The organism is Clostridium moutaii, from assembly GCF_041205085.1.
In the GTDB taxonomy this organism is placed as follows: domain Bacteria; phylum Bacillota; class Clostridia; order Clostridiales; family Clostridiaceae; genus Clostridium_B; species Clostridium_B moutaii.
The window spans coordinates 36,813-48,625 of the sequence record NZ_JBGEWD010000021.1 but is presented as its reverse complement, the minus strand read 5'-3'; the positions used below and the strand labels follow the sequence as shown (position 1 = coordinate 48,625).

20 protein-coding genes are annotated in these 11,813 nt (G+C 30.6%); 4 read left to right on the top strand and 16 right to left on the bottom strand.

Going from position 1 to position 11,813, the window contains the following annotated elements:
• From AB8U03_RS15850 to AB8U03_RS15840, 3 genes are all read left to right on the top strand, one after another.
• Positions 1 to 278 (top strand): helix-turn-helix domain-containing protein (locus AB8U03_RS15850; protein ID WP_369705531.1); only part of this gene is annotated, 278 nt, incomplete at its 5' end.
• Between the two features lie 402 nt (positions 279 to 680).
• Entirely contained in the window at positions 681 to 923 is a 243-nt protein-coding gene (locus AB8U03_RS15845; RefSeq protein WP_369705530.1) for a helix-turn-helix domain-containing protein, read from the top strand.
• Between the two features lie 72 nt (positions 924 to 995).
• Positions 996 to 1,148 carry a hypothetical protein gene (locus AB8U03_RS15840; protein ID WP_369705529.1) on the top strand — a complete coding sequence of 51 codons (153 nt, stop codon included), beginning with the start codon at positions 996 to 998 and terminating at the stop codon, positions 1,146 to 1,148.
• A gap of 127 nt (positions 1,149 to 1,275) precedes the next feature.
• Here AB8U03_RS15840 and AB8U03_RS15835 read toward each other — a convergent pair whose 3' ends face one another.
• The 4 genes from AB8U03_RS15835 to AB8U03_RS15820 all read right to left on the bottom strand — a co-directional run bounded on the left by AB8U03_RS15835 (position 1,276) and on the right by AB8U03_RS15820 (position 3,503).
• On the bottom strand, positions 1,276 to 1,791 hold the full coding sequence (locus AB8U03_RS15835; RefSeq protein WP_369705528.1) for a hypothetical protein: 516 nt from the start codon (positions 1,789 to 1,791) through the stop codon (positions 1,276 to 1,278).
• Positions 1,775 to 2,950, bottom strand: coding sequence for an FtsK/SpoIIIE domain-containing protein (locus tag AB8U03_RS15830; RefSeq protein ID WP_369705527.1), 1,176 nt, complete (start codon positions 2,948 to 2,950; stop codon positions 1,775 to 1,777). The genes AB8U03_RS15835 and AB8U03_RS15830 overlap by 17 nt, the downstream gene beginning before the upstream one ends.
• Positions 2,951 to 3,067: 117 nt before the next feature.
• The gene (locus AB8U03_RS15825; RefSeq protein ID WP_369705526.1) at positions 3,068 to 3,229 is read right to left on the bottom strand and encodes a hypothetical protein; all 162 of its coding nucleotides are present in this window, start codon (positions 3,227 to 3,229) and stop codon (positions 3,068 to 3,070) included.
• A 100-nt stretch (positions 3,230 to 3,329) separates the two neighbouring features.
• Positions 3,330 to 3,503: a hypothetical protein gene (locus AB8U03_RS15820; RefSeq protein ID WP_369705525.1), complete on the bottom strand. Its 174-nt coding sequence runs from the start codon at positions 3,501 to 3,503 to the stop codon at positions 3,330 to 3,332.
• A 280-nt stretch (positions 3,504 to 3,783) separates the two neighbouring features.
• Between AB8U03_RS15820 and AB8U03_RS15815 the strand changes: the two genes are divergently transcribed.
• On the top strand, positions 3,784 to 3,909 hold the full coding sequence (locus tag AB8U03_RS15815; RefSeq protein ID WP_369705524.1) for a hypothetical protein: 126 nt from the start codon (positions 3,784 to 3,786) through the stop codon (positions 3,907 to 3,909).
• A 23-nt stretch (positions 3,910 to 3,932) separates the two neighbouring features.
• On the opposite strand, the gene AB8U03_RS15810 is transcribed toward AB8U03_RS15815, so the two are convergent.
• The 12 genes from AB8U03_RS15810 to AB8U03_RS15755 are packed head-to-tail and all read right to left on the bottom strand — an operon-like array spanning position 3,933 to position 11,789.
• Complete coding sequence (locus AB8U03_RS15810) at positions 3,933 to 4,520, bottom strand: hypothetical protein (protein ID WP_369705523.1); 588 nt, start codon at positions 4,518 to 4,520, stop codon at positions 3,933 to 3,935.
• A gap of 16 nt (positions 4,521 to 4,536) precedes the next feature.
• The gene (locus AB8U03_RS15805; protein WP_369705522.1) at positions 4,537 to 5,538 is read right to left on the bottom strand and encodes a GH25 family lysozyme; all 1,002 of its coding nucleotides are present in this window, start codon (positions 5,536 to 5,538) and stop codon (positions 4,537 to 4,539) included.
• A 13-nt stretch (positions 5,539 to 5,551) separates the two neighbouring features.
• Positions 5,552 to 5,815, bottom strand: a complete 264-nt coding sequence (locus AB8U03_RS15800; protein WP_369705521.1) for a hemolysin XhlA family protein — start codon at positions 5,813 to 5,815, stop codon at positions 5,552 to 5,554.
• Positions 5,816 to 5,849: 34 nt separating this feature from the next.
• Entirely contained in the window at positions 5,850 to 5,987 is a 138-nt protein-coding gene (locus AB8U03_RS15795) for an XkdX family protein (RefSeq protein ID WP_369705520.1), read from the bottom strand.
• Positions 5,988 to 5,999: 12 nt separating this feature from the next.
• Entirely contained in the window at positions 6,000 to 6,356 is a 357-nt protein-coding gene (locus AB8U03_RS15790; protein WP_369705519.1) for a hypothetical protein, read from the bottom strand.
• A gap of 41 nt (positions 6,357 to 6,397) precedes the next feature.
• Positions 6,398 to 7,834 carry a hypothetical protein gene (locus AB8U03_RS15785; protein WP_369705518.1) on the bottom strand — a complete coding sequence of 479 codons (1,437 nt, stop codon included), beginning with the start codon at positions 7,832 to 7,834 and terminating at the stop codon, positions 6,398 to 6,400.
• A 13-nt stretch (positions 7,835 to 7,847) separates the two neighbouring features.
• Positions 7,848 to 8,375 carry a putative phage tail protein gene (locus tag AB8U03_RS15780; protein WP_369705517.1) on the bottom strand — a complete coding sequence of 176 codons (528 nt, stop codon included), beginning with the start codon at positions 8,373 to 8,375 and terminating at the stop codon, positions 7,848 to 7,850.
• Positions 8,368 to 9,486, bottom strand: a complete 1,119-nt coding sequence (locus AB8U03_RS15775; RefSeq protein ID WP_369705516.1) for a baseplate J/gp47 family protein — start codon at positions 9,484 to 9,486, stop codon at positions 8,368 to 8,370. Before AB8U03_RS15775 ends, AB8U03_RS15780 begins: the two co-directional genes overlap by 8 nt.
• A gap of 13 nt (positions 9,487 to 9,499) precedes the next feature.
• The gene (locus AB8U03_RS15770; RefSeq protein ID WP_369705515.1) at positions 9,500 to 9,949 is read right to left on the bottom strand and encodes a DUF2634 domain-containing protein; all 450 of its coding nucleotides are present in this window, start codon (positions 9,947 to 9,949) and stop codon (positions 9,500 to 9,502) included.
• A 10-nt stretch (positions 9,950 to 9,959) separates the two neighbouring features.
• On the bottom strand, positions 9,960 to 10,262 hold the full coding sequence (locus AB8U03_RS15765) for a DUF2577 family protein (RefSeq protein ID WP_369705514.1): 303 nt from the start codon (positions 10,260 to 10,262) through the stop codon (positions 9,960 to 9,962).
• Positions 10,263 to 11,246: an XkdQ/YqbQ family protein gene (locus tag AB8U03_RS15760; RefSeq protein WP_369705513.1), complete on the bottom strand. Its 984-nt coding sequence runs from the start codon at positions 11,244 to 11,246 to the stop codon at positions 10,263 to 10,265.
• A gap of 12 nt (positions 11,247 to 11,258) precedes the next feature.
• Entirely contained in the window at positions 11,259 to 11,789 is a 531-nt protein-coding gene (locus AB8U03_RS15755; RefSeq protein WP_369705512.1) for a hypothetical protein, read from the bottom strand.
• Positions 11,790 to 11,813 lie beyond the last annotated feature (24 nt).

Sequence of the window (11,813 nt, the reverse complement as noted above, 5' to 3'; positions counted from 1 at the left end):
CATGCAGTATAAACAAAACTGCAACTTATCAAAAAGTATTTAAACCTATTGAAAATACTACATCTCAAATATATAATTACCTTCCCGAAAAAACAATAGCTCAGAAAATTCGTAAGATAAGGAAGATACATGGATATACTCAGCGTGATTTTGCAAACATATGCTCTATCGGGTATTCATCCCTATGTAAATATGAAATTGGGCAGAATCCTGATATAAAAAATCTAAAAAAGATATGCAATACATTCAGCATACCTCTCAACTACTTCCATAATTAGAGGGCCAAATTAATGGCTCCTAATTATTTTTAATATTACCCTTTTTATTTTTTTAGCTTTATGTATACCATTTTTTTCTTCTGGTTTTAATTTTTCATTTCCTTCTTCCTTTGTCATTTATAATCCCCCTTGTAATGTTTCTATACGAACACTTGTTCTTATGTTTATTTATTATATTACCACAATTTATTAAATATATCCACTTCTTTCTATATGTAATTAAAGATGCATCTCTTATGCCTATATTATAAACCCGTTCTTGTTTACTGGTAGCAAAGGTTTCGACAAACAGAGGAAAATCGTTCTGCATAGTCTAACAATTTCCAGTATTTTAATATTTATTTTTTACCATATTTTATATTATTATAAAATAGATGTCGAATTAAAGGGGAACGCTTGAAGATGCTGCTAATAAAAAAATATAGACTTGCTAAAAATATTACCTTAAGAGAACTCTCCGTTTTGTCTGATTGTTCCTATGGTTATTTAAGTCAACTTGAAAATGGGAAAAGAAGAAATCCATCCTGGACCTTAATTAAAAAAATAGCGCATGCACTTAGGATATGCCCTATGACATTATTAGGAGGTTATTGCAGCCAATTTTGTAGCCCTAAATGTTATTACTATGATAAATATTTTGATTAAAAAGTTATTAACTATTATCAACTTTTATTACACAGTTCATAACTTTTTATATACTTTATTTAGGTGAGGCATATGATAAAAAAAGAAAATGTTATGGTTACAACCGTAATACCTAAGAAAGTATATAAAATGATTGTAAAAGAAGCTGAATATGAAGATAGATCCGTTAGTGGAATGATCCGCAAAATAATAAAAGATCGTTATGGAATAAAGGATAATGAATAGAGGCTTCAAATTCAAAAAGTATATCAAAAAAGGTATCAAGTGGACTTGATACCTTAATCTTATCTTAGCTGTTGATTTTACTTGCTTTAGTATATTAAAAATTCCTATGATACTTATAGTATTTTGTTTATAACTTAATATTCTTAATATCATTTATTTTTATATATTTTATTTCTTGCACATGCGCACGTCTTTCGCACCTGCAGACAACCCAAAATTCTACTACTGCTTTTGTTTCTGCTAAAGTTTTTAAGATCTCTTTTATTTTAGTCTCTTTTGTACGATTGTATATATCAACTTCTAATATTATTATTTTACCCTCTTTTAAGATAAATATACAATCTATATAATTATTTTTTATTTTATATTCTCTTTGCATGAATTTAATTTTATCTTTAAGTAATATGGTCATATCTGTAATAACTAATGTATGGAAAGATGGCAGTTTTTTTAAATAATAAACCTTTTTCCCCAATACTGGATGCATCTGTGCTTTTAAAAACTTGTTATTCAAAAGTAATTTTAATCTTTTAGCCGTCATATTATATGAAGGGAAGAATAATTTTTGAAGTTGCCCTATTGTGGCGCCTTGATTATTTTTTATGAAATTTATAATTTTTATATCTCTATCGGTTAATTTCATTTAAAATACTCAATATATTGCTTATATCACTTTCAATTTTCGGAGCAGCTTCTTCTTTTTTATTTATAATCCTATGTTTAATATTTTGCATTATAATATCATGATCTATAGTATAACTATATCCTTGCTGCTCATCTATAGTCCTGCAAATCAATTCTCTCTCTTGTAATTTAGATGGTTTTCCATTACCCATAATTACAATTGCCGCAGGTTCATCTGCTATCTTAAGGCTTACTCTAGTACATAATTGAGATTTAATATCACTGGGGATACTATCAGATGTTGGTTTTTGAAGTGCTGTAATTAAAAATACTCCACTGGATCTACCCACATTGACTATAGTCTTTATATATTTAAGGCATTCAGATTTCAATTTTTTCTCTTCTTTACCATCTCCCCTGGATATATTTAAAAAGCTAAATTCTTCTATTACAATGTAAACATACTTTAGTTTGCAGAGTGCTCTTTTATTATAATCTTCTATATTATAGTAACCTTTTCTATTATCAATTATTTTTTCTCTTCTTTTACATTCTTTATCAATATTCTTCAAGTTTTCCAGGACTTCCTCCAATGTCTTGGAATTGATTTTTACCTGCTTGCAGTCATTAAAAACACCTAAATCATTTTTTCTTATCTGCAATAAATAAATGTCTACATTGTCACAGTATTTTATAAGATTAGTTAGTATAAGTAGAAGTATTCTGGACTTGCCTGTGCCTGTGTCTCCCCCTATAAGCACATGAGGGAACTTATTCATATTCACTATTATAGGATTGATAAGTCCATCTGCAATTAAAAGCTTGTATGGCGGCAATTTAAAAGGAATATACTCTTTGAATTTAAACTTCTTAACACAGTACATATCAACTAAGTTATCTATGTTTTTTAGCTGTATGCTTTTGTATCCAAGCCCTTCTTTAAATACACCTAGATCTTTTTCAAGCTGTTCTACAGTATATCCATAAGGTAATTCTATGGTAATAATATGCCCATAGTCCGTGCGCTCTATATGATGGATTTTAAGGGTCTTCTCCAATCTATTAGTAAATTCCCTTCTGGAAAAAGTTATTTGTTTCCACTTTCTTCTTATTCGTATTTTGTCTTTATTCTTATTAATGCAATATAAGCTTCCTAATACTAAGACTTCTGTAATCATTTCTTTGCCACCTTCTTAGTGTGTAAAACTATTTCTAAAATCGTCCACAGTCCAACAAAAGTTGCAAATTGGGTATACACGTTACACATTAAAGACTTAAAATAGGTTATAACCAATTTATCTAATACAAATAGATCCATTTTCTTTCTCCTTCTCTAAATGCTTAATATAAAATTCCAATGCCTTCTTAACGAATTCACTTTTCTCTTCCTGCGACATCACTGCAGTATATAATTTAATATCTCTGGTAGTTTGCTTAAAACTTACATCTACTTTCATTAAATCCTCCTGTATTTTTCTTATTCTTTAATAACAATGTATGCAGAGTTTACGTAAAAGTTTCCTAATTATTACGGAAAAATTTGCATAAAAATAAAGACTACTCTTTCGTAGCCTTCTTCATTTCTTCATATATAAGGTTTTTAACATACTTCCCTTTTCCTATTAGGTTACTTTTTTCTAAAATAAATTTATATATATCCATTTCAATTTTATTATCTTTAGAGAAAGTTAATTCCACTCTTTCATAATTGCCTTTCTTTGTTTTTACCATATGCATCACCTCGTATTGTCTTTATGTAAATATTCTACAAGATGGTTGCATTTTCCTTTTATAGTTAATAAATTTCAAAGGCATAAAGTGTTCGTTCTAATGATTAAAATCAAAGTTTAAGTAATTTAATAAATGAATTGCTTACTAAGTGGATAAGAGAAAGGGAATTGAGAGATAAGAGTTCATTATAATATAAAAGATAATAAATAAATGCTACAATAGAAATAAAATATAGTTTTATTCTCAATACATTTAATGAAACTAATTTAGGGGGTTAGATATGCAAAAATCTGCAAAGAATAAAAAAGAAAATATTAAAGAACCAGAAATAATAAAGATAGGTAAATACAACTTTACACCTATTCTTGTAAATAAAAAAGTTGCTAAAAATTTACTAAAAAAATAAAGCCCCGGTTTCCCGGGGTATAATTATTTCTGTACTGGAGCTGGGGTATTCGTATTTTGTGTAGGAGCTACAGTATTTTGTACAGTAGTAAGCTTTTGCTGCAAAGTTGAATTCTCTATAGATAATTTACTAACCTGTTGTTGTAATTCATTATTGGTTTTTGTTATAGCAGCAATTTTGGCGTCAATCTGTTTATTTGTATCATCCATCCCACTTTTTTTAACTGCATAACTTACTATTAAATCTATATATTTGGCAAGATTATCATCTATGGTAATTTTATTAGAAATTAAAAAATTTGTTAAATCTGTTATTACTGTTGGTTTTCTATCTTCTGCCTTAATATCTCCTGCAAGATATTTTTTTTCTGCACCTACAACAAGTTTTAATGCTTCATCAGTTATCAATTGTGCGTTAGCTGTCGCAATTTGTAATTTTCCTGTTGTATTATCTTTAATTATAGCTTCTATATTTTTAACAGTTGATAAAGCAGATTCTACTTTTGTAAATAAACTAGGTATATTTATTTTCTTATATTTTAAATAACCTACAATAAATATTGCTAAAACCGCAACAGCTATGCTTCCAATTATAATAAATATATTTTCCATTTTACATTCCTCCATTTTAATTATTTAAAAATATTGACCAAGTATCTAATCCTAATATCCCATCTGTGGATCTACCCCAATTCTTCTGTAAGTTAGTTACTGCTTGGAATGTAGGTTCATCATAAACCATAGATGTATAGGAACCTTCTTTTAGATATCCATACATAACAAGTTTTTGCTGTAACCACTCTACTACATGGCTTCTATGCCCTTTCGTAATAAAAGGCTTTATACCTTGTAGAGCATTTAAAGTATTTTTGCCTGCTATACCGTCACATAGCAATTTAGCATTATAGTCATTATTTAGTTGATATTGCAGAGCATAGGTCTGTTTTTGTAATGTAGTAAATTCCTTTGTAGATACAGCCCCAGAGAATATAGAATCATTAAAATAATCCATATCTACGCCACCAATCATGCCTGAAATACTCCCTCTATCTGTATATTGCCATGAAGCAGTATCTGAATATTGCTGTGGCTGTTTCCCGTAACTTGCAAGCCAAATAGGTACATTGCCGATATTGCCAGATAGATATTCATAATAGAACGAAAGCCCTGTGTAAATTCCTATTTTGTATCCTCTATCCTGTACATAGCCAATAAACTTATTAGTGAAATCTATAGCTTGCTGTTTACTCCAACTTCCTTGGTTCTCTATATCCAGCCAAAGAATAGTGTCCATATGAAGACCTTGTATCTGATTTAAAAAATGTTGTGCTTGTGCTACAGGCTGTCCGTTGTTTGTTGCGAAATGATAGTAGCCTACTTTAAAGCCATACTGTGGTAACATAGAAGCCCTATAACTTAAAAGACTATCATTATACGTCATACCTTCGCTGGCTTTTTGAATTACCACAGATACTCCAGAATTTTTAAGTTGTTGATAGTCTGAAATTTTGCTATATTCGTATACATCCACACCATTATATATACTTGTGGCTTGTACATTTTGGGGTATAAAAAAAGCACCAGCCATAAATGCCAGTGCCACAATAAATATTACTATTCTTTTTTTCATATAATCCCTTCTTTTATTTTAAATGTTGTTCCAATAAATAAATAAAGAGCCCCAAAAATGAAGCTCCTATAAGCCCTGCACTCCACATTAAAACGCTTGTTAAACTACCAAGCCTATCGCATAGATCGCCCAACCTTTCGTCTACTCTTTCACTCCTGTTTTCTAATTTTTTTAACCTGGTATCATGTTCATCAAGTACATTATCATGTTTCTTTAATTTTTCTTTTATGTGTTCATGCTTTTCTTCATCTAGTTTAGCATCATAACATTCACTCATATAGCACCTCCTGCTTTTGGGCAAAATAAAAAGACTATGCTATATAGTCCTGCCCTGTAATCTGTTTAAATTGATCTGCTGTTAAATCCCCATTTGCTACAGCCCATTTTAAATCATCTATTGTAAGATAACCTAAAGTATAAAACATTTTATAAAAATCATATCCTAACATATTTTCACCCTCTTAACTTGTTTTCAAACTATTTATAGCATTTATAATAGCCTCTACTAATTCAGCGTTTTGGTTTGAACTAGTAAAGGCTTTGTTGAAAATAAAAAGTGTCTGTGAAATTGTTTTTATTTGATCATCTGTTGTTATCGGTATTGGGCTTAATTCATCAAATACTACGGTTTTTGTGCTTATATCTACATGACATTTAATCACTCTACTGAATTCATCTGCATTTTGCCCGTATACCAAATCTATATAAGTAATTCCATTCCATACAGGTCTTTCTGCTGTAGCATCTGTTTGCTCTCCTGTATCTAATATAATAGTTCCTGTTTGACTATCATATATTATTCTTCTGCCTAAATTCATTTAAATGCCCCCTTATTTTATTTTTATTCTGTATAATTCCATTATAATTGTAATGAATTACTAAACATAAACATACATGATATTATTGCACTTGCTGAATAGAATATATCTTTGAAAGTATTATCACTATCATTTATATATAATACATAAGATGTATATGGCGAACCTGTTGCACCACCACTAAAAATCATTCCATTTTTAGTTGGAATATAAGCAGTACAGTAATTTATACCATGTGTAGCAGTAAAATATCCAATTTGATTTCCATTCATATCATAAATAGTAAAACTATTAGCACTTTCACAATATATTCTTAAACCACCACTTACCTCTTTAAATCCACAACTATATGGGCTATTTGTTAAAGTAATATTTTTTATTATAGTACCATTTTTATCAGTTATTTGAATATGCTGAGAAAATGAACCATGTCCTAGCCATAAAATATAATTTTTTGAAACTTGTATGGGTAAATAACAACCTGTGCTATCTGGATTAATTACTTGTTTTACAATATTTCCTATATTATTATAAAGTATAGCTATATTATTTGCGGAGGTTGCTGTGTCTGTTTTACTTGCCCACATACCTTCGTTTTCAAAATATCCTATAGGTTGTAAATTACTCGCATTATAGTTTTTTAAATAATCGCTAAATTCTTGTTTTTCTTCTACAATTCCTGCCACTCCAAATATGGATTTACCAGATATAACATTGCTTGCAACTAAATTAATATCACCTTTTATGGTAATGTCTCCATCATATATACCTGCTGGTTTCACAACATCGGAAGTTCCAGGTGTAATAGTTTGTGCTCCTGTAGCCTGTACTGGATTAGTACCTGTTACTTTTGCTCCGTTTACATAAGCTGTCTGCCCTTGCCTTATCTGTGGCGCTGTTGCTGTTCCATCTGCTGTATCTATTACACTAGATTTACCTGTAACACCATCAATTACTACTCCTGATCTTAAATTATCAGAAGTTACATTTGACAAATCTAATGTCCCTGTTACTAATCCATTCTTAGTTGTAGCAGTTTTACCCAGACGTATGTCATTGCTTACTGCTGTACCATCACCCCCTTTACCCGATAAGATAAAAGAATCTGAAGATGATTCATACGATAATATAGCTGGTAAATCAGCAGATACATTTGTTACAGGATTTTTAAAATAATCTTTTACTGATTTTGCACCAGTACCGCCTACATTTAAGCTTATAGCCCCAGTGCTATCTGCATTAAATTTTACTAGCAATAATTGCCCATCCTGTAATATGAAACTTGACGGAGCAGATACTGAATATGCATTTCCTGAATTTGATGTTGCTCCTAAATTTAATATTTTATCATCTGTATTTTTAGCAAATTGATCTATCTTATCCCAGTTGTCATTCATCATTGCCTGTACATTAAATGTATCATTACCATCTGTGCTCTCTTTTTCATAAAGTCCGAGATGTTCTGTATTTTTAGCCATTTAATCACCTTCCTTAAAATGCAAATTTACTAAGTGGAGTTTGTTCCATTTGCGCTAAAGTCATATTTTGTACTTCTCCTATAGTTAAATATCTAAAGCTATAAACTATTGCTAAATGTTCAGGCTTAACATTCTCCAATGCTTTTTTAAGACTATCTAAATCCGTTGGAGTACCATATTCACCTGTAAATTGTACTTGTATTTTCCCATTTACAAAAGTTACTGTACAATCTCCATTTTTCCATGAATTAGCTACAGCCTGCAATAAATAAATATCAGATTTACCATTGCTTCTCCACTTGGCTTGAAGCTGGCTTCTTTTATCTTCTATAGGGCTATTGGAATTAGTTTTAAAATTTAATGTATTTTCTAATATTGGTATGCCCCATGTCATTGTACTAAAATCATATTGATTCAATGCATCTTGTACATTAGTTGCTAAATTGTCTAAATCTAAACCGGCAGAGTTAAATATTTGGTTTATATATGGATCTTGTCTATATAGTTTATGCAGATTATTTATTAAATCATCTTTAAACATCTGTAATTGTCACCGCCCCCAGCACTGGTATTTCACAATTGGCATTGGTTAAATTTAGAGGGATATTAGAATTGCCACCATTTATAATAAGAGAATTATAATCCAATACACCATTTGCATTTAAAATAAGGTTACCTATTTTGGCATAAGATACATAATTATTTATTTCATCTAATGCTATGCTTTGTAAGTAACCTGTTATATAATCTGTTATATTTTGCTTTACTTCATCATCTGTATAATTACTATCTTTACTTATAGATACAGATATATCTATAGTTTTTGCTGTAGGGCTTGCAACAGTACAATATGCGCCTATAGGTGCTTGACCATATCCCATGCCCCAAGTACTCCAATTCCCGTTACTATCTTGCGTTCCTTTTGGGTCTATATATTCTTGTACTGCATCAACTAAATTTTGAGCTGGCAATTGTTTATTACTGTCTATAATAATAACTTTTACAGTGTTATCCCCGTTCCATAAAGAAAATATCATTGCTTTTCCTACGCCTACATATTGTTCAGCCCATTCTTTATAATGATCTCTATTTCCACTTGTAGCAGGTTCTTGCAATGCTTGATAATATCTATTCCTTAAGTTATCATCGCTTTCCTCGTCATACCCGTTATTTACTATACTCACATTAGTTACGGAAACTATGCCTGCTATTGTAACCGGCATTTGGGTAATGGAATTCGCAGGTACATTCCCTATAGCACCTATTTGCGTACATTGTACATGGATTTGTCCTGTCCCATTTATAGTTGCACTTTCTGTAGCGCTGAATTGTATATTGCTTGATATAGAAAATAAGTCCCCTGTATTTATAGTTGTATTACCTTGCACATCCAATGCAGTTGAAGAATATCCTCCAGGTTTTCGTGTTAGACCTTTTCTTTGATATACATATTGTTCTAATTGTTCACCCGTTAAATTATCAACATTGACCATATCAATTATCTTATCTAGTATTTGATATAATATATTTTCTTCTATAGCAACAGATCTGCATAAATCATAAGCTAAGTTCCCTGGCGTTTTTTCATATTGATCCCCTATGTTTGCCAATAGCCTGTTCAAAATAACATCAACTGTTTGATCTTCATACATTTTTTCACCTTCTTTATAAGCTAGTGTTTTCACTTAAGGTAGTACCATCTAATAAAGTAACATCAAAATTTATATTTATAGTTCTTCTATCATAAGATACGCTAAAATTACTAACATCCGTTATATATCTATGTTTTAATAGTGCCTCACTTATTTCCCCATCTATCTCACTTATCGAAAAATTATCCTTTTTCCCACCTGCTAAATCCTCTATATTACAATAAAAGTCAGTGCCTTTATATACGTTGTATTTATCCTTATATGTTCTTAATATTAGAGAAATCCATTGTTCTACAGCTTCTACGGTAGACAATTCTACTAACTTCCCATCCTGTAATACAAATGTATTGGTATTAAAATCAAACTTAAAAGTTTTACCAAGCTTTTGTATTGCAGTAGATGTATTACTTATATTGTCAAGTTGTTCCTGTAACCCTGGTATTAATGGGAATATATTAGTCATATAATCACCCCTATAACTTATCTATAACAAATAATTTTTGGTTATCTTCTGTAGCTATGCAAGCCACTTTATCTCCCTCTTTCAATCCTTCATGTTTGGCTGTACCATTGCCTTGCGATGTAGTTACTTGCATTGTATATTCAGTGCAATTTTTACATACATATAATTTGTCACCTAAAAAAACCCCTTGGCCATTATAAATACTTATGATTAAAGGGCTTTCTTGTACTACCGTACCTATTATTGCACCAATATAATCCTGATTATCTCTTTTCTTTAATTCTGCAGCTATCTTAGTATGCCATCTGCTCATTTAATCACTTCCCGTAGTAGAGCTATCTACAAAATTAGCATTGCTAAAATCTATAGTTACAGCTATTTTATGGATGCTATTTGCCAAAGTATGTTGTGCTGATTTAACTCCATAATATCCATCCATCCCATACTTAGGTATTTGAATATTTATTTTTCTATTTGCTCTTATATCTTCACACCCTGCCACGTCCAACAATGTAACTGTTAGTTCTCTCTTGGTAGAATTAAAATTATTTAAGTAATTCTGCGCCGTATTTTGTGCTTGAGATTCATTTTGCCCGTCTACTGTCAGAACTTTTGTCATACGTCCGAAAATTTGTATGTTGTTTTCATCTGAAGCTTGAGCTAAAATACTTGCGTCACTCTCAGTATTGCTTGATACAATAACACTGTTTACCATGTCTTCCATGCTTCTTGTGATTTGAAAATCGTTGGCTAAAATATATTGGCAATCCAATTTTAAATTACTTACTTTATCAATCCATAGGACCGTACTTCTCATCTCCATTATTACATCTTCATTGATTTCAGAGGAGCATTGAGAAATAATGTCCTTTATTATATCTGCTATAGTTTTACCCTTATAAAATTTCGTTATTTTAGTGTTTAAAGGTATAACTGCTCCGCCTATATAATATTTTGCTAAAAGTTGATATATTGCTTCCTTGGCATTTATTCCGTTGCATTGAAATATATCCTCATTTTTGTTTAGATAAAAGGCGTAATCCTGTACTGTATAACTGCTAGATTTATCTTTATTTACTTTTTGTGTCATAACCCCATAAAAGACTATTTTATTATCTTTCTTTAATATTACGTGGCTCCTTCCTTCTGCCAAATCCAATATAGAATCGAAGGTAAGTGTCACAGCCAAAGTATCCTTATCGTCTGTCCATTGTAGATTATTGGCATAAGGCATTATATTGTTAAAACTGCCATCATTTTTATAGCCTATCATATAATCTGTATAAAGTGCCCACACTTCCATCACCTCCTATAGACTATTACCAAATAATTTTAAATTTAATTTACTTATAGTTTCAGAAACTGAATTTACCGCAGAAGATAGAGTACTTAATTGTGAACTTGTAAGAATTAAAGGGCTCCTATATTCTTTGCAATCAATTTTATATTTTATATCTCCATTTTTTTCTGGATACCAATTCATATCTTCTATAGTTACAGACCAGTTTAATATTTCAGAACTTATATTATTTTTATTCTGCCCTCTGGACATAACACACTTTAATGGTTTTTTAGTAATCATTGCATTGTTCCATAAATTAATTAAAAGATACGGATTTATTTGGCTCTTTGCCCAATTATATTTTCCTGCATATTCAGGAAGCCAACAATCTATAGGAAAAGTCGTAAGCTCCACATTGCCTATAACGTTATATACTCCGTCTTGATAGCTTTCGAATTCTTCATTCTTAGTACTTTTAGAAAGTTCCGGCATATCAGTAGGCAATATAGGTAATTGATATACTTGTGTTCTATCCAGGTCACTGAAATAAATATCCATAAAATCACCTCAAAATAAAAAGGC